Source organism: Paenibacillus rhizophilus, assembly GCF_003854965.1.
In the GTDB taxonomy this organism is placed as follows: domain Bacteria; phylum Bacillota; class Bacilli; order Paenibacillales; family Paenibacillaceae; genus Paenibacillus_AQ; species Paenibacillus_AQ rhizophilus.
In genome coordinates this window covers 1-26,556 of sequence record NZ_RQPI01000011.1, presented here as the reverse complement: position 1 = coordinate 26,556, position 26,556 = coordinate 1, and the positions used below count along the sequence as shown (strand labels likewise).

The 26,556-nt window shown below is 56.8% G+C and carries 15 protein-coding genes, 1 pseudogene and 1 riboswitch; of the genes and pseudogenes, 4 read left to right on the top strand and 12 right to left on the bottom strand.

The window, feature by feature from the left end; translation table 11 throughout:
• Nucleotides 1-293: 293 nt before the first annotated feature.
• From EH198_RS17165 to EH198_RS17130, 8 genes are all read right to left on the bottom strand, one after another.
• On the bottom strand, nt 294-4,823 hold the full coding sequence (locus EH198_RS17165) for an S-layer homology domain-containing protein (protein WP_124696751.1): 4,530 nt from the start codon (nt 4,821-4,823) through the stop codon (nt 294-296).
• Nucleotides 4,824-4,991: 168 nt separating this feature from the next.
• Nucleotides 4,992-5,186, bottom strand: a riboswitch (cobalamin riboswitch).
• A 92-nt stretch (nt 5,187-5,278) separates the two neighbouring features.
• Nucleotides 5,279-8,356: a GAP1-N2 domain-containing protein gene (locus EH198_RS17160; RefSeq protein ID WP_124696750.1), complete on the bottom strand. Its 3,078-nt coding sequence runs from the start codon at nt 8,354-8,356 to the stop codon at nt 5,279-5,281.
• A 3-nt stretch (nt 8,357-8,359) separates the two neighbouring features.
• Nucleotides 8,360-9,616, bottom strand: a complete 1,257-nt coding sequence (locus EH198_RS17155) for a TRAFAC clade GTPase domain-containing protein (protein WP_124696749.1) — start codon at nt 9,614-9,616, stop codon at nt 8,360-8,362.
• A gap of 496 nt (nt 9,617-10,112) precedes the next feature.
• Nucleotides 10,113-10,754 (bottom strand): beta-mannanase, encoded by a 642-nt coding sequence (locus EH198_RS17150; protein WP_124696748.1) that lies wholly within the window; start codon nt 10,752-10,754, stop codon nt 10,113-10,115.
• Nucleotides 10,755-10,792: 38 nt separating this feature from the next.
• Entirely contained in the window at nt 10,793-12,067 is a 1,275-nt protein-coding gene (locus tag EH198_RS17145) for a vWA domain-containing protein (RefSeq protein ID WP_124696747.1), read from the bottom strand.
• Nucleotides 12,068-12,093: 26 nt separating this feature from the next.
• Nucleotides 12,094-14,574 (bottom strand): transcription initiation factor TFIID, encoded by a 2,481-nt coding sequence (locus EH198_RS17140; protein ID WP_185702939.1) that lies wholly within the window; start codon nt 14,572-14,574, stop codon nt 12,094-12,096.
• Between the two features lie 4 nt (nt 14,575-14,578).
• Nucleotides 14,579-17,968, bottom strand: coding sequence for a tubulin-like doman-containing protein (locus EH198_RS17135; protein WP_124696746.1), 3,390 nt, complete (start codon nt 17,966-17,968; stop codon nt 14,579-14,581).
• A gap of 153 nt (nt 17,969-18,121) precedes the next feature.
• Nucleotides 18,122-19,945, bottom strand: coding sequence for a vWA domain-containing protein (locus tag EH198_RS17130; RefSeq protein ID WP_124696745.1), 1,824 nt, complete (start codon nt 19,943-19,945; stop codon nt 18,122-18,124).
• A 201-nt stretch (nt 19,946-20,146) separates the two neighbouring features.
• On the opposite strand from EH198_RS17130, the gene EH198_RS24755 reads away from it, so the two are divergent.
• On the top strand, nt 20,147-20,299 hold the full coding sequence (locus tag EH198_RS24755) for a hypothetical protein (protein WP_185702938.1): 153 nt from the start codon (nt 20,147-20,149) through the stop codon (nt 20,297-20,299).
• Complete coding sequence (locus EH198_RS17125) at nt 20,292-21,230, top strand: hypothetical protein (protein ID WP_124696744.1); 939 nt, start codon at nt 20,292-20,294, stop codon at nt 21,228-21,230. The genes EH198_RS24755 and EH198_RS17125 overlap by 8 nt, the downstream gene beginning before the upstream one ends.
• Before the next feature lie 113 nt (nt 21,231-21,343).
• On the opposite strand, the gene EH198_RS17120 is transcribed toward EH198_RS17125, so the two are convergent.
• From EH198_RS17120 to EH198_RS17110, 3 genes are all read right to left on the bottom strand, one after another.
• Nucleotides 21,344-22,924: an ATP-binding protein gene (locus EH198_RS17120; protein WP_185702937.1), complete on the bottom strand. Its 1,581-nt coding sequence runs from the start codon at nt 22,922-22,924 to the stop codon at nt 21,344-21,346.
• A 110-nt stretch (nt 22,925-23,034) separates the two neighbouring features.
• Nucleotides 23,035-23,391 carry a hypothetical protein gene (locus EH198_RS17115; protein WP_124696742.1) on the bottom strand — a complete coding sequence of 119 codons (357 nt, stop codon included), beginning with the start codon at nt 23,389-23,391 and terminating at the stop codon, nt 23,035-23,037.
• Nucleotides 23,392-23,500: 109 nt separating this feature from the next.
• Nucleotides 23,501-23,890, bottom strand: a complete 390-nt coding sequence (locus EH198_RS17110) for a (deoxy)nucleoside triphosphate pyrophosphohydrolase (RefSeq protein WP_342772043.1) — start codon at nt 23,888-23,890, stop codon at nt 23,501-23,503.
• 285 nt (nt 23,891-24,175) lie between these two features.
• Here EH198_RS17110 and EH198_RS17105 point away from each other — a divergent pair, with 285 nt between their 5' ends.
• On the top strand, nt 24,176-24,664 hold the full coding sequence (locus EH198_RS17105) for a hypothetical protein (protein WP_124696740.1): 489 nt from the start codon (nt 24,176-24,178) through the stop codon (nt 24,662-24,664).
• A 198-nt stretch (nt 24,665-24,862) separates the two neighbouring features.
• The gene (locus tag EH198_RS17100; RefSeq protein ID WP_124696739.1) at nt 24,863-26,320 is read left to right on the top strand and encodes an amidase family protein; all 1,458 of its coding nucleotides are present in this window, start codon (nt 24,863-24,865) and stop codon (nt 26,318-26,320) included.
• 80 nt (nt 26,321-26,400) lie between these two features.
• Here the strand turns inward: EH198_RS17100 and EH198_RS25190 are convergent.
• Nucleotides 26,401-26,556, bottom strand: a pseudogene (locus EH198_RS25190) (group II intron reverse transcriptase/maturase); the annotation flags it as partial.

Below are 26,556 nucleotides of genomic sequence, written 5' to 3'. Positions count from 1 at the left end.
AGTCCCGCTAATTTCAGGAAAGCTTCCTCCTTTTGGCGTTTACCGGGAAATCCTCCCTTTATTTTGGGTGAAAACCTCTACTTCAGCCTTCTCCCCAGGAATTAGAAGGAGAAATTCCATCTAAGTCAAAGAGAAAGAAGAAAAATACGAAAATTAGAGGGTGGTTTTCCCTGTAAGTCTTAAACTTCTCCGTTATCGGCCCGGAAAAGAACGTCAAAGCTTCCGCGGCAGAGCAGCCATCTCCCCGGGCAATAGCTGCGTGCTGCCGCTCAAGTACACCTCCAGCCAGAATGCTAAGGCAGTCTGACTGCCACAACAGCCGCCATCTCCCGCGTTACGGCGGCAGCCGGATCAAACGACCCGCCAAAGCCGGTCATATACCCCTTCTCCGTTACCGCGTTTACGGCGTCAATCGCGTAGCTGCCGATTGCGGCGCCATCCTCGAAGGATGTTTTGGACGAAAGCGACAGTTTGTAAGCTCTAGCGATCATTACCGCCATATCCTGACGGCTGACAGGTTGGTTCGGCTTGAACGAGGCTGCCGTTACCCCGCCGATTACGCCAAGCTCTTTCGCTTTCATAACATATCCATAATACCATGAATCGGACTTGACGTCGTTAAAGCCGGAAACGGCCGAAGCATCGGCAGGCGTATTGCCGGTTAGCCTTACAAGCAGAGCCGCGAACTGCGCCCGGGTGATCGCCGATTTCGGCGCGAACGACGGAGCCGCTCCCCCTACGCCTTCCATTAGCTTCTGGTCATAGGCTTCATGCACCGAAGACAGCGCCCATGCCGAGATTTGTTTCTCGTCGGCGAATACGAAAGCGGCTGCCGCCGGGGCTTCTGCCAAGCTGTACAGCTTGCCTTTTCCGTTCAGATAAAGATCGTATGCCGTCAGGGCAAGCAGCGCCTGTTCAGTCGCCAGCCCGCTGCTCTCGCCGTTTATGGTATGCGCATAGCCGCCGTCGCTGCGCTTGAACGTTGCCAGATTGCCCAGCAGGCTTCCCTTCGCTTTTACAAACCGGGCATCCCCCGGTCCGATACCTGCGGAGGAAAGAGCGATGATAACCTGCGACACGCTTTCGCTGTTCTCTTCACCGGACAGCTTATAGCCGCCGTCTTCAAGCTGCTGCGCCGACAGCCAGGCCACCGCTTTATCAAGGGCTGCCTGTACACCGGTTTCCTCCTTGTGCGCGGACAGCGCGGCGACAGCCATCGCGGTAAGGTCCACATTGTTCTCTCCGTCATCTGCCAGCGGGAAGCCTCCGTCCGTGTTCTGGATATCCAATATCCACTTCACCAGCTTGGCTTTGGTCCATGGCGCATTTACCGGTACGGAATAGTTCCCGCTGTCCAGCGTCAGGAGCGCAAAAATCGGTCCATTGCTGCCCTGCTTCGTCAGGCTCTCGTTATTGTAGATCTTGGCGATCAGGTCATATCCCGCCGCATTTCGCGGATTCCCCCCGGCTGCGGCCACAGACAGCGCCAGCCGCTCGTAATCGGTCACCTTGCGGAATTCGCCCTTGCTCTCCGATATTTGCTTCAGCACGCTTTCCAGATAGCCCGCCGGCAGCGCATTGCCGGAACGGACCAAGCCGAAGGCCTGCCAATCGCTAAGCTCGCCCGCCGACAGGATCCATTTTGCCGCTGCAGAAATATCTGCTTTCACTCCACTTCCGGCAGCCTCCCATTTACTGCGGTCGACTACAGCGTATTTGGTAAAATGGCTCACCTTGCCGGTAATGGTTCCCGTCGACAGATCCAGCACGGCCGGAACCGGAATCCATTGATCATTCTTTTCATCCAGCCAGGCCAGCGCCAGATTTTGCGGATTGCGCGCCCCTACTGGAAATTGGATGGAGAGATCCGTAGGTTTGGCAAATTTCGTTCCGTTTGGCGTGAACTCGTACAAGCCGGATACCAGCTCAGGCCGGGATGAAGGCTGCTCCTGCACACCGATGGTAAAGGCGATGCCTTCTACCGCGCCCGCTGGAATTTGCAGCTGCACCTCGCCGGCCGCATCCTTCAAGGCAGTCCCCGCCGATGTAGCGAGCTGGGCAAAGGATACGCTGTTCGCTGCCAGCGTCTTGGCCAGTTCGGCGGATTTCTCAGCCGTCATCGGAGTGCCGCTGACCGCTGTTGTCGCGCCAACCTGATTCAGCGGCAGCGTATTTGCGGAAGTAATCGACACGCCGGAAGCTGCCGGATTTCCTGTGCCTGAAGCCGCGCCGGTCGATGTTTCCGACGAAGAGGACACATATTTCCACAGCACCTCGTCCCCGTCTTTAAGCACATACTTATCGGCACTGACAGACGGTTCGCTTCCATTGACAAAATATTTCCAGCCGCTCTCGGCGCCCCTGTCAAATTCGGCCAGACCGTCGATCGAATAGACGTACACGCCTCCTGAAGTTGTCCGCGATTCTACTTTGCCGCCCAGCGTGCGGTGAAGAAGACTGTAAGGACTGTCCCCCGCGCTGAGAGCGACGGAGGTGCTTGGAAGAATCGTTCCTTTCACGCTGTCGCCGACAACGGAAAGGGTTGCCGTGGAAACCGCCGGCGGTGCGGAAACGGCTGTCTGCTGCGTATATCGCACCACGCTTGGCGCACCGCCAGCCTGATAACCGGTCACTTCGATTGCATAGCTGCCGGCCGATAGGCCGCTGAACGAAGCGATGCCCTGGTCATTCGTTACCTCCGTCTGACCTCCGATACTTACCTTCACGCCGGAAGCTGGTGAAGTGACAGGGTCGGAGCTGTAGGTTGTGTTATTCCACACCCATTGAACTTGAGTGACTTTAATCGTAAAAGCCTGCCCCGGCTGTGGCTGCAAAGGCGAAAGCTCCAATGAATCGACGACCTGGGTTGAGTAGCCGCCGTAATAAACAAGCACCTTGTCCGACGCCTGAAGTTCGAAGTCGCCAATTCCGACGCTTGGATAAATCCACTTGCCCCCGCGCTGAACGACAAACGACCACCAGTTATTCATATCGCCGCTGATTCCGCCAATGCCGCTGATAAAGCTTCCGTATGAGGATTGTGTAATATCCAGCGCCGTATGATTGGCATCGGCCAATCTTTGAAGAGCCTCAAGCGCAACGGACCCGCTAATGGAGCCTTCCATAATGGTTCCCTGTGGACCTTCCACCGCCAAAGACACCGGCACTTCCTTCGGCAGAACCGTAACAGACCCGGTGTAGCGCACGATAGTCGGCGCGGCATTGTCCTGGTAGCCGGTTATTTGGAGCGTCTGTGGTCCCGGCGTCAGATCGGTTCCAAAGGAAGCGACGCCCTGGTCGTTCGTAGCGGCCGTTTTGCCTCCGATGGAGACGGAGACGCCTGCCGCCGGAGAGGTCACTGGATGCGAGGTGAAAGTCTCATTGTCCCACACCCACGTTTTTTGAATAACGTTAACCTCAAGCGCCTTTCCTTGCTTTGGTTGCTGCGGTGAGAAGGATACGGAATCAATCAGTTGAGTGAAACCATAGTTCCCATAATAAATGTCCAGCTTGTCGCCATCCTTAAGCACGAAATCTTTCATGCCGACATCGATGGCAACCCATTCACCGTCTCTCTTGACTGCATACGACCACCCGGACAAGCTGCCGAAAAGTCCCGCCGGAATGCCGCCGATATCCGTCACGTAATTGCCGGTCGGATTGACCACCGAGATTCCCTTGGTCTCCGCCAGCTTGTTCAGCGCGTCCAAAGCGCTGCTGCCGTACACATTGCCCTCGCCCAAAGAAGCCGTCGGTCCTTCAATGGCTACGGACACTTGGACAAGCGGGTGCACGGCCGGCGGATTCGCAATAAAATCATACAGATTACTGTCGCCGCCGCCCGTTAACAGGCTGTATGCGGCAAGCGCCTGCAGCGCCTGTTCCGTGGCAAAAGCGTCGTTGCCGCCGGACAGCAGGTGGGCAAAGCCTCCATCTGCCGTACGGAAGCTCATCAGACGGCTGATCAGATTGCTGCCGCTCTTGGTGAAATCGGAACCGGCCGGATCGACGCCGTATGCGGTCAGGCCGATAATGGCCTGCGAGACGCTTTCGCTGCTCTCTCCATAGCCTCCGTGGGTCGTATTCTGCTGAGCGGACAGCCATTGTACCGCTTTTTGCCCGGCGGTGGCGACAGCCGGATCGCTCTTGTAAGGAGACAGAGCGGCCAAAGTCATTGCCGTAAGGTCGGGCTCGCTGGAGCCTCCGCTATTGAGGGCAAATCCCCCGTCGCCATTTTGTCTGGAAAGAATGTGCTGAACCAGCTTGTCACGGGTCCATTTCGCATCGGACGGCACCGTATAGCTGCCGGAATCCAGTGCGATCAATCCGTAGACGGCGTTGTTCAGGCTTTGCCCGGTAATTCCGCCGCTGTTGTAGATAGATTCGATCAGATTATATCCTTCAATATGGGTCGGGTCTTCTCCGATCGCTTTAGCCGCTAAAGCGTACCTTGCATATTCCGTAACGGCCGAAAAGATCCCTTTCGCCTTCTCTACCTTTTGGTTAAGCGCGGCAGAGTAGGAACTCGGCACTTTGTACCCGGCTTGGGCCAAGCCGATTGCCTGCCATTCCGAGGCTACGCCCTGCTTTAAAATATACTCGGCCGCGGAATAAACGGCATCGGTTACGCCGATCGACTGCGAAGACGGGGTAGCCGCAGCTGCATCCGCAGCGTACCCGGCATCGGCAGCACCCGTCGTTTGGGAATCCGCCGCTTCGGCAAGCGCTTGTCCCGCAGGAGCAAACGGCACGCCCAATAATGAAAAAATCATCAATAATGCCATTCCCAGCGCAAACATTCTGGAAGAAATCCTGTTCTTCATTCTTCAACCTCTTTCTCTCCTGAATAATGTGGGAGTCTTCCGAATAAGAAAAGACCGCCCCCGGAGGGACGGTCTTTCGGAAAAATGAGCCGGGAATCCATGCTGTAAAGCCTTTCCCGGCATCGAACGCTCGCAAATGTCAGATGCCCTCACCCCCCGAAGGACACCGAACTTTGACTAAAAAAGGCAGGTCTCCTGGCTTATGCCTCATCGCTTCCCTCTCGCCTTCCCGCTTTACGTGAACAGTGGCATGATTTCAGAGGGTTGCTCCGCATGTACAGTGGCGGGACCGCGCCGGATTCCAACCGGCTTCCCTTTTAAGCAGGCTTGTAATCGGCCCGCACCTTTTTTAAGACTATATTAAATTTTGACAATCTTTATCATATCGGTTATCGCAGGGGTTGTCCATACATGGCAGGCCATTCGGCCATTAATTAAAACGGGAAAATCACCCGTTATTCCGCCGGAGGACTCGTGCTTGCGGAAGGAGACGGGGCCGCCTGCGGATCTTCCATCAGTACCAGCGTGTAGTCTTCGGCTTTGACCGCGCTTCCGGCGGTCAGCTCCGGAGAGGAAACGAGCGTCACCTTCACCTGGTAAGGCGCAAGGCCGGAAGTTCCTGCGCCTGGTGAGGCCGGAGCCGGGGAACCCGAATCGCTTGACCCGGCGGCTGGCTCTTCTGACGGCGAAGGCGAATCGGCGTTAACGTCCCCGCCGGGAGAGGCCTCCGGAACGGCCGACGCCGCCGAAGATTCCGCGGCGGCTTCGCTCTCGCCGGCGGACGCTGCTTCCGCCTGGCCTTGGCTGCCGCTTACGTTCCCGGCCGTTCCTCCGCTTCCATCCACCGTTCCCGAATCGGCTGCTTCTCCGGCACCCGCCGCGTCTCCGGCATCCGAAGGGCTTGCGGATGCCGGAAGTTCGCAGTTATGGGTCAGGCTGTCTACTTTATATATTTCAGCCTGTCCGGTCCCGGAATCCACTTGAATCTCCGCCGGGTTAAATTCGCGGCAGGCGTCTGCGGAGGCGAAGGCGAACAGCAGCGAGCTTCCGCCCTTACCGTCGCCATGCACAAGATACGCCGCAGCTTCGAGATAACTCACGCCTGACGCAGGCTGCGAAGGCGAAGGCTGCGGCGAGGCTGCCGGAGCCGCTTCGTCTCCGCCGCCCTTCAGCAGGCGGGCGGCAAGGACTCCCGCGATCAGCAGAACGATGACGGCCGCGCCGAAGATCATCAGCTGAAACCGGCGGCGGCGCACCCACTGCGCCAGCGGCGAGGCGAGCTGCGACCGGGCCTCGCCATATACGTTTTGCAACGCGGGTCCGGCGGCGGCCATATGATTTTTACGGAAATCGCGGCTCTTGAACGCTTCACGGTCATGGCCTGCAAAATATTTCAGAATCGCCCGCCGGTAGCCCGGCTGGAGCTTCTTGGAGGAAATGGCGAACAGCGGATTGTCCTGCGACCAGGCCAGAAAGCGGTACACCTCTTCCTTATCGCCATCCGCCTTCCGGCGGAGATGCTCCAGCAGTGCGTCGTACTCCAGCGGCCCTCCATCGCGGGCAGGGCTGTGGTAGAAGGCAAGCGGCAGGCGGGCAAACGGCTCCGCTCCCCGGTTCTCCTTGAGCCAGCGTCGTCCCAGCAGCTGCACATCGTCCATCTCCTGCGGGGACAGGCCGTAGAAAATATGCTCGTCCGGGTCCTCTTCGCCGAACCAGCGGTACGCCGTGCGCAGCACATTCGCCTTCCGTCTGCTGTGCAGGTCGAGCGGCGGGTCCCATGCGCCCATTTCAAGGGAATACCGAACGAACGACAGCTCCAGCAGCTGCTCCTGCGTAATATCGTCAAGCGAAAGCCGCTCCAGCAAATACCGGTCCGCCGCCGCTGCCAGTTCCTTCTGGAGCGCCAGCGCTTCGGGGCGAATGCCGGATCTTCGGCGGCGGTCTTTCTCGGCTTGCTCAATGCGATCATGGATCGCAGCCACAGCACCCACCGGATCACGCTCGCGCTCCAGCTTCTCCGGCAAATAATCCAGCAGCGCGTCATGGACGGCCGGTTGACGGAGCGCTTCGGGCATAAAACGATCCCAGTCCGCCACGAATTCCAGCAGGTCCGCAGCGTTCGCGGCGGATGCCAGCCGGGATTCCACATAAGGCTGGAACAGAAGGCGTCCAAAGACCGGGGTCGTCAGCAGCTTGCGGAAAAAGGCGGCAGCCAGCTCCCCGCCGCTCTCGACCACTCCGAAAGCCTCCTCCAGAGAATCCCCCCGGCCCGCATTCTGCGCGTTCAGCATCCCGTTGATAAAGTAATCGACAATCCGCGCCCGGTAATTATGGCCCTTCAGCGAAAAATAATCCCGGAAGCTTTCCAGAACAGCCGGCTCCGGTATGGCTTTCTGACGGACGGCGTCGAATTCGCGGTCGAAGCGCTCCAGAAACAGGTCGTTCAGCCGGATTTTTGATTCCAGCGCCCCTTCTCCGCCAAGATAGCTCAGCAGCCCGTTCAGCACGGCGCTTTTGTTCTCCCGGTATAAAGCCTCGTCCCCCTGCTCGATCCGGTAAAACACGGCCAGCTCATTATAGGCCGCCAGCGACAGCTTCCGTTCCGCAGGCTCGCCTCCCAGCATCATGTCGGCAAACACGGCAAAATCATCCGCAGTCTCCAGTCCGCGCAGCAGCAGTTTCCAAGCGAGCTCAAGGAACGGCTGGGGCGAGGCCGAGAAATCGGCGCCCAGCGTCCGTCCCGCTGCCAGATCAAAAATAAAGTCCTTCTCGGTTGCCCGGTCTCCGGGACGCAGCGAACCAGTTTCCACGAATGTCAGGTGGATGTACTTGCGGCTTTGGGGCTCTTTCGCATAGGTGATAACGCCGAGTCTGCGCCGGAATTCGAAGGGGAGGCAGCCGAGCAGCACCTCGGTCAGGTCGGCTGCCCTCGCCGACAGCTCACTCACGGGGACATTCAGGGATATATAAATTTTCTTTTTGCCGGACATCGACTGCATGATCGCCTGAAGCAGGCTTTTGAACATTTCCCTGTCAATGCCGAGCGATTTCAGAACGTCCGCCGCGCGGGGACGGTTTCGGCGCGAAGCCGGGATGCCGCTCAGCTCCGGCAGGGCTTCGCCCGGTTCTCCGCTGAAGCCTTTTGCAAAATCCGCATGCAGGTAACCGCCGTAATCCCGAACGATTTCTTCAGCGCGAAGGGCGGGAAGAACATAGTTATGGGTGAAAAAAGCGCTGCGCAGACCCGTGAAATCCGCAGCCTGGAAGACGCTTTGTCCGAGCACGGTCTCCCCGCTTTCCAGATGGAACAAATGCAGCGCGGGCGGATACTGCGACTCGTTCTTCTCGCCTTTTGCCGCCAGCTCCGCCGGAGCGTCGTACAGGCAGAAAGGGTGCAGGATTTTTTTGACGAAATTGTTGTCCAGGCTCTCCGACTTCGCCACCGTGTCAAAGCCCTCCGTGGAGCGGTAGACGCCGCGCCGCTGACGCGTATACATCTGCTGGGCGACGCCGGCTTCCGAATGAATACTCACCGTTTAATCGCTCCCCTCGATGAACTTCAGCGTGTGCAGCAGCCACAGGAACGGCTCGTCCACCCGAACGGGACTGACGACGCCCTCGATTTTCTGATCGACGGGATTGCTGCCAAGCGCCGAAACCGCGAAGTAGGCGGTATTGGAGAAATACACATCCATCGTATCCTTGAACGGACGGTCCACCTTCTCGATTAAACGGCTGATTTCGCCGTCGATATTGCCGACTTCGTCCAGATTCAGCTTCCCGCGGTGAACGTAATTGTTGAACACATTGCTGTTCGCCTTGATGTAATCTCCGTCCTCGTCCTTGAGCGAGTGCAGCATGTCGCTCTTGGCCAGCACGACGGCGGTCGGAATCTCCGTTCGGCTCTTCTCCTGATAGGCGATGAAATCGCCGAACAGTGTCAGCACCACGTCACGCGGCTCATCGTACTGCGACACCCATTCGCCGGGGCGGTCGCCGATATTGATGCGGATTTTTTCGCGGATGGAGCGGATTTGCAGCGGATCGACCATGAACAGGATACCCGCCGAATTTTTGATATGCTGGCCGTGCAGCCCGAGGTAGTCCTGATCGACCATGCCCTCGCCCGCAACATCGAAGAAGACGAGTGTCAGCGGCGGCTTCTCCTCATTTTTGAATACGAATTGAAAAATAAACGGCTCCTGCATCTTCTCCTTCTGGGTCGAAGACAGCAGATCGCCGCGCTCGAACAGCGGGTCCTCGTACAGCGTGCGGAATTTCCGGCTGATTTCAGCGTTCAGCGGCATGCAGGCGGCGTCGAAATGGCCGGCGGTCGTATGCTGGAGCGTGTGGATGAGCGAGGTCATGTAGACCGATTTGCCGACCTGGGAAGCGCCGATTATGGAGATGATATTACTCGGCACCTTGCCCGCCGTTACCGGCAGCTCATTGTGGCAGTAAGGGCACAGCCGTCTGCGCGTAAGCACCCCGTAGCGGTCGGTAAGGCCAGTCAGCACATGATCCGTGTAATGATGATGCTCCTCCGGAATGTCGGACGGCCGAATAATCGCTTCAAGATCGTCCACCGAGTCGAGCCCGAACCGCTCGCGGTATTTATTGAGCTCGTCATCTTCGCCGAGCGCGTAATCTTCGTCGTCCTCCCGGCTGTGCATGGCCCGAAAGGCCACTTCCGAAGGGGCGAATTTGCTGAAGCAGTACGGGCATACGATATCGTAAAAAAGCGGCCGCGGCTGCGGCTGGTTTTTCTTCAAAAAGCGGCTGAAAAAAGACATAGGTTCACCCTCCTAAGAAGAAACGCCTGACAGCGTCTTGTCAAGACGCAGGTGCGTTTCTCGTAAAAATATAAGACCCAACGATAAGCGCCCAACTTATACTTTCTTATATTTCAGGAAGAAACGGCTGCGCCGTCCTTTTAAGGACGGAAACGTTTCTCATAAAAATAGCAGAACACTTAATAGGGCGCAGCTTGTGTATTGGAAAATACCGGTCGTTTTATATGGCAAAAACGGCAGGATCGCGGAGGCATGAATGCGGCGCACCTTCTATTTAGCCGGAATTTTCCCTTTAACGATACGACAAGATGCCTTTTACTGAATATTAGACGGAGGAATTCCTATTATTAACAGCAACCCTCAAACATCCGGCGGCAGCTTTGAAGTCTGCATTAAAACATCCGGCATTCCCACAGCCATGCGATTTCATGCCAACCTTTCGCCTGTGTTCATCACAGAGCCGTCATGGACGAACCGCCGCCGCAGGCACCCTGTTTCATTCCGGCACCAGTTCGTAGTAGCGGCCGTACTTCGGCCCGTCGGTAAAAAAGATGCGAATGCGATCGTCCTTGCCGATCTCGATCGGCGGAAGGGCGTTGCGTCCGGGCGCGAAATCCTGCACAAACGGAAAGAGGATGCCATCCTCTTTCGCTGCCGGATAACCGCCGTGCTTTTTGACATAGCACAGCACATCTCTGCCAACGGGAACTTCTGCCGTAATCGTCATATGTACGGTTTGTTCCTTGCGGAACAAGCCCCGCTTGGTGTTAATCGCGTAATAGATCAGCGCCTTGCCCGCGCTGACGGAAGCCCGGTTGAAGCCGTCCCTCTGCCGGACCAGCAGTGCCTCCCCATTCTCCGTCAGACGGGCGAACACGGTGTAGACCACCGGACCGATGTCTTCCAGCCGGTCATGATAACCGCCGTTCGCCTTGTATTCTTCACGCGTGTACAGCTTCAAACCGCCGGGCAGATGGCTGTCATCCTCCGGATAAGTCCCGACCTCGGGGCCCTTGTGGACATAGACGGCCTGCAGGCCGTCCGGCCAGCGCCAACGGAGTGTGCATAGCCGGTCTTCCACGCGTGAGGTCATATCCGTGATAACCGGCAAGTCCGGTGAAAGCTCGATGTACCTCATCGCCGCACAGCCCCTTTCCTAGTATCTTTACCTTGCTGCTAGAAGCCTTTGCTGCTCCGGTTCCTGCGGGGCGAGTAGCCCTGCGATGGACGTGCGGACGGCTGCTCCGCTCCGCGTCCGCGGCGGGTCAGCCGTCCTTCCCCCACCGGAACGACCGCGGTGAACAGCGCGAGCACGCCCGCCAGCAGCAGCACGGCAAGCAGCCGCACCATCGCATTCAGGAAGGCGTGTCCGCCGAGGCCGAATTCCAGCGTCAAGCCGGCCAGAAGGCCGGACACGATGCCGCCCAGGCCGAAGCTTTTGGCCAGGTGGCGGTTGTCGAAGACAATGCCGAGTCCGAGTCCGAGCGCGGCCCCGATCAATACGAGCGACAGAATGCGCAGGGTCGCGTAATAAGGACTGTGCTGCGTGTTATCCGTCCGCTCCGTAAGCAGCGTCCGGTCGCCGAGACGGTCGTAAATCTGGCGGAAGATGTCGGCCAGACGATTCGCATCGGCCACATCGTAATATTGCCCGCCGGTTGTCCCGGCGATGTCCCTAAGCAGATCCGGGCCTGAAGGATCGCTGATGCTGAGTCCGATCGTGTTGACCGCGATGCCCCGGTCCACGTACTCTTGGAGTTCCGCCCTGGTATCAAGCTGGCTTACCCCGTCCGACAGCAGAATAACCATCGCTCCACGGCCGGCGGCATTGTCGCCGTTAATGACATTCATCGCCTCCGTCAGCGCTTCTCTGAGATTCGTTCCTCCCTGCGTCGTCTGCAGAGTTTGAATCGCCGCCGTTACCTGCTCCCGGTTCTCCGCCTTCGAAAGCGAAGTCAAAGGCTGGACGACCGCCGCCTCGTCACTGAACGTCAGCACGGCGACCTTGTTATCGCCGTCCATCAGCATCACAAGATCCCGTGCTGCAGAATAGCGGCTGTTGCCGGGGTCGCTCTGCTGCATGCTACCGGAGTCGTCGATGACCATCACGATATCCTTGACCGGCTTCATGCCGCCGAAATTGAGTTCATATACGAACTCCATCAATACTCCAACACCCAGCAGCATGACGACGGTCAACGGGAGCAGCTTCCACGACAAGCCAAGGTACCGCCGGCGCCACGACCAGCCATTCAGCCGGGGTGAAATCATCTCAGCCAGCAGGCAGCCGAGTCCCACGCCAAGCGCCACAATGGCAAAATAAAGGCCGACGACCAAAATGGACGGCCAGTCTCCAAGCAGGCGGCCCAACAGCAGCTCGCCGATAACAAAAGCGACCGCTCCGCCGATCAGACTGAACAAGAGAAGAAGCAGATTCAATTTGCGCTGCATTGATTCATCATCCTTTCGGAAAGCGTCTAGCGCAGAGCGGGAAGCGACTCTTCATCCACGCCGTGCAGCTCGTAACCGTTCTTCAAATACGTCTCGTAATAGATCCTGCCGTTGCGGTAGTAGAGCAGGTCCTCCAAATGGAAGCCGCCCATCAGATTCAGCTTCTCCACGCCGCTTCGACGCCGCTCATGCACAAAGCCCAGCCGGTAGATGCGCGTCGTCTCGTCGGCGGAAAGCGCGTAGCGTAAAAATTCCGAGCCGCTATCGCCGAAGAAATATTTTTCCTCATGCCGGTGTTCCTGCGTGTATTCGAAGAGACGGACGTTGATGGCCGCTTCCTCTTCCAGTGTGCGGTACAGCCGCCGGAACAGCTCTTCTTTCGATAATACCTCCCGGTTGTCGTACGCCGCCGCGACATTTGCCCGCCGCAGAAGCTCCTCTTCGAAAGAAAGGGCAAAAGGCTCCGCCGTCAGAATCTCCCGCCCGCACACCTCGATCAGCCGTTCCAGCAGCGCCTCGATGCCCCGGTCCAGAAGACCCGGCAGACTTCCCATATACCGCTCGCCCAGCAGGGCGCCGGGCCCGCGACGGGCCTTAATCTCGCCAAGTACTTCATCCGTTACGACGCGATAGTATTCCATAATGTTCCGGCCAATGTCACTTCCGGCCCGGCCGATGCTGTCCAGCGCCGCCGCTTTAAGCTCCTCCTCCAGCCGCTCCATCGCCTTCACCCGCTTGACGCTTGCCGAATGAAGCGACTCCAGCCCGGCTTCAAGGCGGGCGCACAGCGCAAGCTCGCTCTCCAGCAGCAGCAATTCATACTTTGCGCCGTAGCCTTCGGCGAACAAATAATGGATGAAGTTCCGCACCGTCCGCTTATCCATAAGCGGCACCCTTGAGAAGGGCAGTCGGTCCACACTATCCCCGTACAACAGCTCCAGCTCTTCCCGCGATAAGGCAATCGCGGCTCTGAGGCCGGCCATGTGCTGGCGGAGCCCATGAAGCACACTGCCGGCATCGTCCCGGTCGGCGGTCCATTCCGCCAACTGGAAGAACGTGATTTCCGGACTAGCCCCGTCCTGAGCGGCGAGCAGCGGCGTCCATTCCCGCAGAGGATCGGCGGCTTCCAGCCGCTTCGCCGCGGGCGAGGCGAAGTTGCTGCGGAAGTAAGCCTCGCCCCCGCCGCCAAACAGTAGATCCTCCGCTTCGCGGAGAGACAGCCGTTTGAGCTCATGGTAGGAGGGACGCCCAAGGCTCATCAGGCCTGTCATTTCGAGAATGCCCTCCTTGTCTGGAAGCAGCCGCCGGGCCCGCTCCCGCAGGCTGTCAGGGCTTAAGCCCAGCAGTTCCAGCCGTTCGCGCGGGCTGAGACGGCTCTCGCCGGACATCTCCTCCCTGATCCGCCGGAACGTATGATACAGCACCGCCAGCGCGATCTGCCGGTTCGGCCGTTTGACGCCGGAGAAGCCGGCGGAAGCGTACCCCTGCCGGCCCGTGCTGCCCCTTATCCCGCTTTTGAACGCCATATTGTTGTAGCTGACCTGCTCCTGGTCGATGCCGCCGGAGGGCCGCATCACATTCTTCAGCAGGCTGATGTGGGAAATAATTTCGTAATTGTCGTCCATTCCGCCCGCCGGAGACTTGCCGCGCTCATTCTTGTCCGACAGGACGTAGACTAAGTCGAACAGCGGCGACGGGCCGTGGCTGACCGGAATGGACAGTCCGTCCTCCGTAACGAGCAGCGGAGCGGTGAATTCGTAATCCGGCGACTGCATCCCTTCCAGTTCGCGCAGGAAGGCCATTCCCGCCGAGCTGGAAAGGCCGAAGCTCTCGGCCTGGTCCCGCTCGCTGATCAGCGCGAACAGGTCGGTCTGCACCGATTTGAACGACTGGCCGAGCACGGCGCGGGTCAGCAGCGTGATTTCCGGCAGCAGCACATTGAGCGGGTCGTCGACCCGCGTAATGATCGAGAGATGGATAACGTCGAAGGATGAGTACAGCCTGCCGTAATCCGCTATGCACCCCGTCATGCGCCGCAGCGCGGTGTTCATCTCTGCAAGATAGCGTTGTTCCCCCTGAAATTCACGGAACAGGTCCCGGCGGACGGTGCGGGGATCGCGGCCTGTAGGCCGGGGAAGAATCAACGTTCTCAAATGGTCGGACGGCCAGTCGGACAAGACGGGCGCCGAAGCCCCGCTCCGGGCGGAAATGCCGGAAGCGGGGCTCACAGATGCAAAGCCCCCGGACGACGATTCCTTCTGCGGGACGGCGGATTGCTCCGCCTTCCAGCCTTCGGGAACGGCGTGCATCGCCATGACGCCGCCGGCATTGTCCCATTTGCGGCGGCAGCTATCCAGCACGGGCCCGATGGCAGGCGCCGTCTTCTCACCTACGAACAGAAACAGGGCAGGGTAATGGATGCTGCTGCGCCCGTCCCCTTGATCCTGCAGCCGGTCCTCCCGGGCGGCGTATTCCGCCGCATAACGCATTGCCAGCGATTTGATCATAGGCTTATTTCAACTTTCTGCGGATGCCGCCAAGCTTTCCGGTCATGCCTTTGTAGAAAGCGTACATCTCGTCGCCGTCGGCATGCTCCACCCGCTCGTATTCAAGGCTGTCCCGCGATTCCAGGAAGGTTACATACAGGTTCTCCAGCTTGTAGAGCAGCGCGGTTACATCCTCGGCCGCGGTCATTTCCGCAGCGCGCCGCGCCGCCTTGCGCAGCAGAACGCTGCGGCTCTTCTCGTCCAGCGCCCGGAAATGGCGGTAGACCGCGAATTCCACATAGCTGCGTTCCTTCATCAGGTTGGCGAACGGCTCCCAACCATCCTCTTCCTCGTCTTTGTCGTACACGAACAGCGCGCCCTTCTTCACGATGGTATCGGTGTACAGGGACTCCAAGAACTGGTCCAACCATTTTTCCTCGTCCAGGTACCGGCGGAGCACCGCGTTCAGTTCCTCCGATTTGGCCGCGAGCGCTTCGTACTTCGCCAGCTCCTCGCGCACCCTTGCGGTAAGCTGCGGCGAACGGATCAGATTCTCCTGGGCCAGCTCCCGGTTGATGCTTCCGAAGATATCCTTCACGCCTTCGCGCTCCAGTCCGTTCTCCCGCAGCCTTCCCAGCTCGTCGGCGGCTTTCTTCACTTCGCCCAGATTCGGTCGCGGCGATTCCAATTGAAGATCGTATCCGCGCAGGAACGCGTCAATGTCGAACGGTTTCGAGAACACGACCGAATAGCGGCTGCTCGTGTTTTCGTCCAGGCCTTTTTCGGCAATGACTCCGGCTTCCAGCGCTTTGGCGAAATCTCCGCGAACTCTTGCGTTATACTCGCGCACCCGCGCGTTGCTGTAGGTGTCGCCCCAGGACTGCTCCGGAATCGGCGACGGCAGATAGGTCCAGTTGTTCTTGTCGGTCTGCACCAGATGGCGTCCGATGCCTTCCTTATCGAGAATGGTCCGCTCATAGTTTTCTTCATACACCCGCAGCGGCGTATAGACGAACAGCGGCACCCCGTTGCGCGTATTCAGCCAGAAAATCCGGTTCTTGACTTCACTCTCCTTGACCGTGAACTGCGATTTGCCGAGCGCGTTATCCTGGTAATTGCGGATGCCCTTCAGGATGCCCGGCGCCTTCACCGGCACCGACACAAAGCCCCACGAAGGGAAGTGCAGGCTTCCCGAGCTGTTGCTGAGGTGGAAGACCGGCACAGCTTCCTCATCAAGCTTCCCGGCGATCGTACGTTCCACGAGCTTGTCGAGCGGCTCCTCGCTGCCGTATTTCATCACGAGGAAATCCTCCATCGACCGGGTAATGAGATCACCGAACTTGTCGCTGAGGAACTCGGAAATGGAGCGGACGATGTCAATCTCCTGCTCTCTGACCCAGCGGCTGGAATTCCGCAGCATTTCCCGGGAAAAGTCGCGGATCAGATCGTCGCCGTCTTTTTGATCCATAATCTTCGAGATCGTCTGCGAAATGTCCGGCACGCTTACGATATTCCAGTAATACGTCTTGTTGCCTTTATGGTCCGTCTGTTCTTCGCCGCTTGTTAGAATATCCCCGTTCTTGGAGAAGATCGAACTCAGCGCGTTCAAAATCTCCGTAAACACGCCGTAAATCCGGCTGTTCTCCTCGTTCAGCAGCTCGAACAGGTCTTCATAGAACTCGATCATGCGTTCGGTGCGCTCCGTATCAGCATGCAGCCAATATTCGTTGATCTTCGCGTCGATATAGGCATTCTTCTTCTTTTCCTTCGAGACAAAAGCGCTCCGCGCATCGCCCAGTTTGTCCTCCGCCGATTCCCGGGCCGTCTCGATATCGCGCGGCAGACGCAGCAGATTCTCGCGCAGCGCTTCAATGTAGGATTGGATCAGCTTGAGGATGCAAAAGCCTTTTTCCGTAAAGATCAGCCGCGACACATAGAATGGCCCCTGCTCGGGATGCAGGAACGTCCGCTCCATTTCCTCGCCGAACCGTCCGACGATTTCGCCGGGAAGCTGCTTTCTCACCTTGATATACTCTTCTCTTGCCCGGGACAGGAAGTTCTGCTCAAGCTCGGTATCCATGTCGACGACCTGATGCTTGATGACGTTGGAATGGCTCAGGCGCTCGCTGTTCTCATAGCCGGGCAGGGGCTCCGGTACACGGGCTTCGAACGACTTGATCATGCTTTCCAGATCGATTCCGAGCTTACGGGCAAGCTTCTCGATGTCCTCTTGGCCCGGAGCCTGGTGGAACATTTTATCCATTTTGTCAAACAGGCGGTAAGCAAGGTAGGTCGTCATTTCTTCAATCGGCAGTACGGCGGACGAAGCCCCGATAATGTTGTATTCGTAGTTGGCCGGATAGCTCTTGTGCATCTGCGCGATATTCGTGCGGATGTTGCTGATATAGTCGTGGATGGCGAATTCCTCACCTGACTGCTTCTCCTCGCTGGCCATGAAGTTCGTAATGTTCTCCGCGGTCACGTTCATGCAGTAGTCGTAGGCATTCTCCAGCAGCTTGCCCTCTGTGTTCGTCGCCGAAATGAGATGGCACAGATTGAACGGAGGAAGCGGCGAATTGACGGTCAAAATATTGCCGTACTGCTGGCGGAACCGCTCGCCCCGGCTGTCCACGTTCATCCAGTAGTCCAGCTCCTTGAGCGCCGCGTATCCGTTCTTGCGGATGTATTCGCGGGTATGCTCGCTGAGGCTCTTGTTCGACAGGTTCACGTCCGGCGTGAACAGATACCCGAGTGTATTGACGCGGTCGATTCCGGCGGAGCCGTAATCGCGCTCGATGATGCCGCGGACGATGTAGGCGATGTCCAGAAAAGCGCCGCTGCCCGTTCCACCGGACAGACCCGTTAGCAGGAAGACCATCAGCTTTTTGTTCGTGCCGACCGACAAAGTCTTGATCTTCTTGTCGATCGCTCCTACGACCTGATTAATCTTCGTGAACAGCAGCAGCCGTCCCGCTTGGCGCACCCCGGCGGCGCCGTTCATACCGTCCGTAATGCTGAGCTCGGGCGACAGCCATTCCGTAATGTAGGGATCAAGAATGCTCCGGTTCTGCAGTAGCCCGCCGATTTCGGCGTTGGCCAGCAGCACAAACTCGTTCTGCGGGTCGAGGCCAATGCCTTTGTACTTTTTGCCGCGGTCCTGTTCGTTCGTCTCGAAAGCGAGGAACTCCACGTTGTCCGGCTTATCCCGCTTTTTCTTGGAAATCGGGTCCTCCGGCAGCTTAAAGCGGCGGTTGATCTGGTATTTCAGGCGGAGCAGAGCGTCGATGCCCGTACCGCCGAGACCGATTATAAGAATCGGATTGTCGATCGTGTCGACTCTGATCTTATCGCTGACGATGCCTCCGCCAAGCGATACGTCAAGCTGCTGAATATGTTCTCTTACGACCGGTTTCATATTTATCCCCCTAAAAGTTTTACGATGATATACTTCCTCGCATATACTTCAGTAAAACTCGCTTCGAAAGCATACGCTTAGTTTTGCATGATTAAACTTTGGAATGCGCTTCGCAAAACTCGCTTCGAAAGCATACGCTAAGTTTTACGGATTTTATACCAAATACTCCAGCATAATCGTCTTGTCCACGCTTCGGAGCGGAACCGAGACCCGTTCTCCGCTCTTCAGCTCCAGACCCCGGGAGGCGTCGACCGCACGGCCCGATTTCTCGACCGCGATCCCGTCGCCGCCGCGAAGCTGCAGCCGGTCATTGCTTCCCGGCGTGAAGACCAGCTTCTCGCTTTCCTTAAGCTCCGGGGCAAGCTGCAGCAGCTGGTGCAGGTTGAATTTACCTCTGAAGCCCGTCAGCTTCTTGTACTGCGGATACGTCTTCTCGCCGGTATTTCCGTCAATCACCTCGATCACGAGCTGGCCAACAAAACCTTGGCTCGCTTTCTTCCACAGCATCCAGATGACGAAGGCCGCGGCCAGAACCAGCAGGATTCCGGCAATAACCAGAATAAGCGTCCATGACATGCCTCCGTCCTGAGTCTCATTCCCGTTTCCGGCCGCTGCGGGGGCCTGAGTAGCGGAACCGCCCGCGTTTATCTGTACGGTGTTGCTCTCGCGGTAGAAGCTGCTCTCTTCGGCCCGGACTTTCAATTCGTAGTTATGGCTGTCCTTTACCTCGAAGCTGCCCTTGAACTCGCCGCTAGAATTATCCAGCGGGAGCTCCGCGGTCTTTCCGGTATCAAGATCCGTCGCCAGCAGCACGGCCTTCATGTTCCTGTACAGCTCCGCTTCGTTTACCTGCGTACCGCCCGTGAACAGGCGGGCGGAGATGCTGATCTTGTCGCCCTTCTTGTAAGTCTTGGACGCCGGAGCTTCCATTTTAAGCTCAAGGTCATAGTTGAAAATCAGATTGATGTCGATTTTATCCTTCGGAACGCCCTTGATTTGAAGCTTCCAGTCTCCTTCCTTCGGGGACAGGAGCTTCAACAGACTGTAAGTCGATGACTTGGACAGCAGCACATTATTCGAAGGAATCACCACGCTCGCCCCCGACGGGTCAGTCAGCTTCGCTGTTACCGGCTTCGAGGAAATGATGGAAATGTTGGCTTCCAGCACGCTGGCGTTCGGAACGTTCACCGTAACCTCCTGATAGCTTCCGCTCGCCGTAATCGACTGCACAGGAACAACCTTAAGCTTCAAATGGTCGGCAAAAATCTCACTCAAAATCTCGGGCAAATCGTCTGCGGTATCGGTTGCGAACGCCTTGCCGCCCGTCTGGTCGGACAACTTGGCAAGACTTTCTTTGTTCAGCTTGCCGTCCGCATTCAGACCGATCGTGTAAATCGGATATCCTTTCTTCTTGGCGGTTTCTACCGCCGCGCCGAGCATTTTGTCCGACTCGCTCTGCGTCCGGCCGGAAGCTTCGTTCAGATCGTTGTTGCCGTCGGCAAGCAGCACGATCATAGGCTCATGGGAAGGGTCGCTGCCATTCTGCAGCACCTTGACCGCTTCATCGACGCCGACGGCGATATCCGTGTAGGCGCCTTTATCCAGGCCACCGATAAAATCCTTCAAATCCTGCTTGTCCGAGGCCGAGTTAATCGTCAGCAGCGCCTTCTCCCGCTGCACCTCATCGGTGTAGGCGACGACGCCGACCTTGTCTCCCTTCGCGGACAGCATATCTATGAACATCTTCATCGCCTCGCCGGCGATGTTGTTTTTATCGCTTGTCTTCATGGAATTGCTGACATCGAGCACCAGAACGGCATCGATTTGCGAAGAGGCTCCAGAGGAAGAAGACGGAGCCGCGAGTACCGGAAACGCCGCAAACGGTCCGGCCGCAAGGCAGAGCGCCAGCAGCAGCGCGGGAAGAAACCGAGCATAAAACGACAAAACCCTTCTATTTCGAACATCTTTACGAAGCATGACTATAACTCCTCTTATGATTTGATAGACAACGGCAAACACGGTAAGGGCAGCTAAATTCTGTAAATAGCTTGCCATTATGATATAATTAAACCCTGTAAACTTCAACTTAAGGAACGCTGAGCAGGCGGGAGCGGGCGGCGTCCGTAAGCCTTTTCGGACACTGTTCGAGCACGCCGTTCTCCAGGAAAGGACAGCTCCATGATTTCATACGTTATACTTGGAATTTCGTTTCTTTATACCGTTATCCGAATTCTCGGGTACTTCCTTCGGGGGCGCAGGCCTGTTAAACGGGAAGAGATCGACGAGCGGCTCCTGGCCGCGCTGAACGGAGGCGACCGCACCCGTGGCTAACAAAAAACCGGTCGTCCTCCGTCCCTTCAAAGCCCCGCGTTATTCCTTCGACAAGCTGCGCGTCTGCAAACGCTGCGGCACGTACACCGCTTTGCCCGGGGAACGCTGCAAGCACTGCGGAAGGGCCGCCCTGGTATCCGTGGAACACCGGGCGGCTTCGCTTGCCGGGCGCCGCATGAAGACCGCCCTGCTTGCCGTCGTCCTCCTGACGTTGACCGCGGCCTATTTTGCCGCGAACTTCCCGCAGCTTGCGCTGTGCGCAGCGGGCGGGCTTGCCCTGCTGCTGGCACTCTTCGCCGCCCAGCGAAAGGCGCAGCCGGCTGAGAACCTGCGCGCCCTCGACGAGCTGCTTGGCCGGAATATCGGCGCGATTAAGCAGGGCCTTGAGATCAACCGGCAGGAGGCCGTGTCCGTGCTGCGGGAGAACGATACGCTCGCTTATGAGAAGCTGCGCGAAATCGCCGTGCTGCTTCGAGGCGACCGCATCGCGAGGCAGCGCGTCGCCCTGCTGCACGGCTTCCGGCTGCGCAAGGACATGGATCTGGAGATGGAACAGCTGCTGCTGAAAGATTTCGAGCCGCTGCTCGCGGAATATATCGGCGAGGTTGCGAAACTGCGGCGGGATCTGATCAAGGACCGTACCCTGCGTTATGTACAGCGGTATGAAGCGCAAATTCTCGAAATGAACGACGGCTCCTCGCTGCTCGCCGCAGTAGCCGGATCGGCGGTGCGCATGAAGCGCTACGCCCTGCTCTATTCCGGCTTTATCGGCCGTTACGCCGATTTGCTGCCCCGCGACCGCTTCCTTCGGCTGCATCAATTAATCTCCGCCTATCCGCACGAGTCCTGGAACGGTCTCGATGTCCGTGCAGAGGAAATCCGAGCTGCCAAGTACCGCTGGGACCCCGATTTCGGTCAGATTGAGCATTAGAGGCGCAGGGACAAAAGCAGCTACTTTATTTGACGATCGAAATTCTGTGATACCTGCGGAAATTTATGAATTTTTGAAGAAAAGTTCGGAATTTGGGTCTTGCAGAGGAGAATTTAAGCGGGCAATCTCTTAAACTTGACTGAAAAGGTAGTTCCGGCCGGACCCGTAACGACGTCGATTTTGGCTCCATGCTTGTCGGCAACGTTGAAGCATACGGCCAATCCCAGGCCGGAGCCGCTTTCTTTGGTCGTATAGAACGGTTTCCATATATGCTCAATCTGGTCGGAAGGGATTCCTTTGCCGTTATCTTCGACGGACAATACGATGCTGTCCTCTTCCATATAGGTTCTGATGATTAAATGACCTTCCGACGGCATGGCTTCCAGCCCGTTTCGGACCATATTCAATATGAGCTGGCGAATGAGCCTTTCGTCCATAAGCATGGGCGGAATAGGGCCAAGCTCGGTCGTTACCGTTTTGCCCGAAACCGTCGCATCCGCTTGAATCAAAGGAAGGATTTTTTCTATGAGGACATTCAGCACATCATATTCCATGTCGATTCTTTGATTCTTGGCCAGCCCGAGAAATTCGGAGATAATGGAGTTCGCGCGGTCCAGTTCCTCGATCATCACCTCCAGATAGCGCTGTTTCCCGTCTTCCGTTTTGCTCATAAGCTGCAGAAACCCCCGTACCGTGGTCAACGGATTTCTCACCTCATGACCGATTCCCGCAGCCATCTCGCCGATAAGATGAAGCTGGTCGAGCCTTATCAGTTCCTTCTCGTACTCTTTATGCTCCGTAAGGTCGCTGAAGACAGCCAGCATACCTGGAGTTTGATTGATGTCTACATAGACGGCATGGCATAAACAAATCTTCGGTTGGCCGGAAGCGTTGGGAAAAGACACTTCAATATTGCTTTTATACAAAGCTTGCAAGGAAGCTTCCAAAATCGGCTTTAACAACGAATCCGCATTGTGCCGCTCGGGCCAATACTGGTTGAACAGCTCCTCCCGGCTGATTTCGAGCATAGATAACAGAGCGTCATTGCATTCAATAATTTGCTGAGTCTCAAGGGAAACGACAAGCACGGGACTGGGAATGACGGAGAAAATGGCGGCCAATTGCTTCTCCGAATGTCTGAGCTCTTTATTTTTTTGGGCCAGCTCCCGGTTCTTTCTTTTCAGCGCCGAAATAAGCAGAATGCGGTCCAGCACGATGGACACTTGACTGCAAATCGTCTGCATAATATCCAATTCCAAGCTGGAAAAAGATGAGCGTTTTCGTGAGCCGAATGACAGCGTACCCACAAACTTCCCGTAAGAGATCAGCGGATGGCTTACATATGATTGTAAACCGAAGCCTTTAATAAGCCCGACTCTCGGGTCACATGAACTCTCAACGTCTTCGACGATTATTCTGGAACGCCTTCTTGCAGCTTCTCCGCAAATCGCATCATCAAAGCCGAGCCACTCGACAGCACAATATTCTTGCAGGCTGATTCCGTGGTAATTCATCAAATGCAGCCGCTGAGTCTCCTCGTCAAAAATATAATTTAAATAAACATCCAAATCCAAATGGGCGGACAGTTTACTGAATACATTATCCAGGAGTTTCTTCGGGTCTTCATTCAAGATGAGCTCCTGCCCCGCTTCCGACAAGACTAAGAGTTTAAAGCTGTTTTCGTCCGTATTCATCTTGAGTTCCCCTCCCAAACCGATTTTACCTTGCCTTCGTCCGGATCGGCAGCACTGCATTGCACAGATCACATGATCGAACCTCCGGCGCCTGCAAATCTTCTTCTCCATTATCTCCTTGTCCTCTTCCGAAAAAGCGCACCGGCCGCGTTCCCCGTCAGCGAAATCAAACCGTAAACCGCCGAATACACAAAACCGGTTACACTGCCTTCAAACACCGTAAGCACCGAAAGCGCAAATAAAAGCATGGGCAGAAGCGCCGCCAGCGGACGAAAGCCTGCCCGAAAACCAAGCTCTCCCGACAAAATAAAGATGGCTGCCGGGCAGATCATCAACAGCAGCATGACCAGCGCGCCCAGATCACTCATTGTGCCCGGGTGGCTCCGCAAATACAGAGGCAGCGCAAAAAACAAAACGGCATATATGGCGATGTGGAGCAGCATTCGTCTATAGTCCAATTTCAGCAAGTTCCCACTCCTCATTAGCGTTCTTTCCTCTATCATAACGTCTGCAAACCGCAAATTATATGATAAAAAGAGCGGTATGAAGCGCCGCCCCTTCTTTCGCGATTTGCTTTCATCGACTGCCCGCTTCCGAGTCCAGCTTCTGCACAAACGGAATATCGGCGGGCGCAAAAAGAAAACGTTCCAGCTCCCCCGGACGCTCCCAGCGGCAGTCGTCATGATCCGTCAGAACGATATCTCCTCCCCGGTATTCCGCTTTCCAGGCGATCAGCCGGATATGCAAGCCGCCGCCGTAGCGGTGCTCGTTAACGCCAAAATATTCATAAGGAACGATGTCGATACCCATCTCCTCGATCAATTCCCGCCGCAGGCAGGCGCAGGCGTCTTCGCCGTCTTCGATTTTGCCGCCGGGAAATTCCCACAGTCCCGCCTGGGACTTGCCTTCCCTGCGGCGCGCAATCAGCACTTTCCCTTCCGCATTATAAATGATGGCCGCCGCCACTTGAATCAATGAAGCCACCTCCGTACATGTTATAAATGGAATATAACGCGGCATACTGTGATTATCCAGTGGATTATTTCATTAGATATATATCTTTTATCCACAAAAATATAATTTAGATCTATTTTTCCACACTATCCACATTTTACTCTACGGATATGGGGATAAACCGTCCGAAAGCGGCGTGGAGCCGGGCGTCATGATATAATCAGATAGCGAAAGCCGGGGATAAAACGACACTCCTGCGTCCCGGCCGGACCGATACGATCAACGGAGGCTAACCACATGCTTACTTTTCAACAAAAAATCGAGATTCTTGACTCCTATCCGCAGCTTCAGCGCAAAGACGTTTCTTTAGGAAGGGTCAACTACCATTATGAAGAAAGCCTGCACGACAAAAAGACCGTTGCGTTTCATCTGCATCCGAACGGCAACGGCTACGTATTCGCAGGCCTGCTGAAAGGCTACCAGACCGACCCCAAGGGCTTCGTCAACATCCGCGATTTCACGGAGGACGAACTGCGGCGCCTGCTGGACGCCTCCATCGCTTCGCTTTCCGAGCCTTTGCCCGAAGCGGCGCCGTCAGCCAAGAAGCGCAAGCGGCTTGCGGCCGAGACGAACTGGGTGAACGGGAAAGGCGAGAAGCTTACGCTTAAAGCCGAGGACGACCTGTGGTATCTCTATTCGGGCATGAGTTTAGAAATGGCTTTTGAAACGCCGGAAGAAGCGAGAGAATATTTGGCGGAAGAAGGCTTTTCGCAGATACAAGATTAGCTTCTCTTGTCCGGGGCTTTACGTTTTGAAAAAGCGGAAACGAGCTTGGTCTCGAATATAGCCAGGCCGCTTCCGCTTTATTTTTTTGCCGAGCGCTGCTTCCTTAGCAATAAAATCGAAGTCAGACTATGAAGCAAATCCAAACTGGCTTATATTAAATTTGAAGGCGATTACATGACAGGAAGAAGCGTGCGAAGGATGGCATTTGAAATTGTGGAGACGACGATTACGAAGATTCAGGCAGCGCTGGACTCCGGCGAAATTACATCCAGACAGCTCGTTCTGATGTACCTTGAACGCATCGCGGATCACGACAAGAACGGGCTGACGGTAAACTCGGTCATTGAGATTAGTCCGGACGCTCTGTTTATCGCCGACGCTATGGATACAGAGCGCTCGATGCTCGGCGCGCGGGGGCCGCTGCATGGCGTGCCCGTCATGCTCAAGGATAACATCAACACGGGGGATAAAATGCATACGAGCGCCGGGTCGCTTGCGCTTGCGGACTCTTTTGCCGGGGAAGACGCCTTTATTGTGTCCCGGCTGCGGAAAGCGGGAGCGGTGATCCTTGGCAAGACGAACATGACCGAGTTCGCCAACTTCATGACCATGGGCATGCCGTCCGGATACAGCTCACGCGGCGGGCAGACGTTGAACCCGTACAATATTTCGAAGCCGACGGGAGGCTCAAGCTCCGGCTCCGCCGTGGCCGTCGCCTGCAATTTCTGCACGGTCTCCGTCGGAACGGAAACCGCCGGCTCGATCCTCAACCCCGCCAGCCTCGGCTCCATAGTCGGCATCAAGCCTACGGTCGGGCTGCTCAGCCGCTCCGGCATCCTGCCGCTGTCGAACTCGCAGGATACGGCCGGACCGATGGCAAGAACAGTTCGCGACGCGGTGCTGCTGCTGAGTGCCATGCTTGGCGAGGACGAAACGGATGCCGCCATGGGCGCATCGCTCGGAAGAACGCACGGGGATTACACCGGATTTTTGGACGGGAACGGCCTTCAGGGCGCAAGAATCGGTATTCCGCGCGATTACTATTTCGAGGAAGTGGGCGAAGACCGGATTGCGCTGTATGAGGCGGCCGTCCAGCTGATGAAGGACCACGGGGCGGTGATCGTCGATCCCGCAAATGTGCCGACAGCGCGTGAGGTCCGCTATTCCACGGTTCTGCTTAACGAGTTCAAAAATTCGCTGAACGCCTACCTGGCGAAGCTCGGTCCGGGCGCGCCCATGCGCACGCTGAAAGACATCATCGCTTTCAACCACGACCATCCGATGGAAACGCTGCGCTACGGCCAATCGACGCTGCTCGACGCCGAGTACAGAACCTCCGGCGCTTTGACGGAGCCGCAGTATCTCCGCGACAGGGCGGCCGATCTCAAGCTGTGCAAGGAAGAGGGCATCGACGCCGTCATGCGGGAGCACCGCTTGGACGCCCTGCTGTTCCCCGCCGATTTCGGCTCAAGAATTATGGCCCGGGCGGGATACCCGTCGATTGTCGTGCCCGCCGGTTACACTCCGGACGGCGAGCCCTTCGGCGTGACGTTTGCGGGCATGGCTTACGCCGAGCCGACGCTGATCCGGCTGGCTTACGCGTTCGAGAGACACTCCAAAGCCCGCAAGTCGCCGTCGCTGCGCAGCTTTATCTAACAATGGTGAAATCGAGTAGGAGGGGGCGGCGAGCCCCCGACCTCTCACACCACCGTACGTACCGTTCGGTATACGGCGGTTCATGAAATATTCCGTAAAGAGATGTAAATGTCCGACAAGCTCTTTAATCCAATGGATTCCCAGTATTGGTTATTCAATGCACGTTGCAGAATTGGACTTCCTGCAACTCGCCAGTACCCTTTACGGGTATTTCCCCACTCATAGGCTTTATCCTT

Bases quoted from the DNA above. Each gene is read 5' to 3' on its own strand.
- EH198_RS17130 (WP_124696745.1), bottom strand. From the start codon at position 19,945: ATGCTTCGTAAAGATGTTCGAAATAGAAGGGTTTTGTCGTTTTATGCT.
- EH198_RS17100 (WP_124696739.1), top strand. From the start codon at position 24,863: ATGGCATTTGAAATTGTGGAGACGACGATTACGAAGATTCAGGCAGCG.
- EH198_RS17150 (WP_124696748.1), bottom strand. From the start codon at position 10,754: ATGAGGTACATCGAGCTTTCACCGGACTTGCCGGTTATCACGGATATG.
- EH198_RS17135 (WP_124696746.1), bottom strand. From the start codon at position 17,968: ATGAAACCGGTCGTAAGAGAACATATTCAGCAGCTTGACGTATCGCTT.
- EH198_RS17105 (WP_124696740.1), top strand. From the start codon at position 24,176: ATGCTTACTTTTCAACAAAAAATCGAGATTCTTGACTCCTATCCGCAG.
- EH198_RS17165 (WP_124696751.1), bottom strand. From the start codon at position 4,823: ATGAAGAACAGGATTTCTTCCAGAATGTTTGCGCTGGGAATGGCATTA.
- EH198_RS17155 (WP_124696749.1), bottom strand. From the start codon at position 9,616: ATGTCTTTTTTCAGCCGCTTTTTGAAGAAAAACCAGCCGCAGCCGCGG.
- EH198_RS17140 (WP_185702939.1), bottom strand. From the start codon at position 14,574: ATGATCAAATCGCTGGCAATGCGTTATGCGGCGGAATACGCCGCCCGG.
- EH198_RS17145 (WP_124696747.1), bottom strand. From the start codon at position 12,067: ATGCAGCGCAAATTGAATCTGCTTCTTCTCTTGTTCAGTCTGATCGGC.
- EH198_RS24755 (WP_185702938.1), top strand. From the start codon at position 20,147: ATGATTTCATACGTTATACTTGGAATTTCGTTTCTTTATACCGTTATC.
- EH198_RS17120 (WP_185702937.1), bottom strand. From the start codon at position 22,924: ATGAATACGGACGAAAACAGCTTTAAACTCTTAGTCTTGTCGGAAGCG.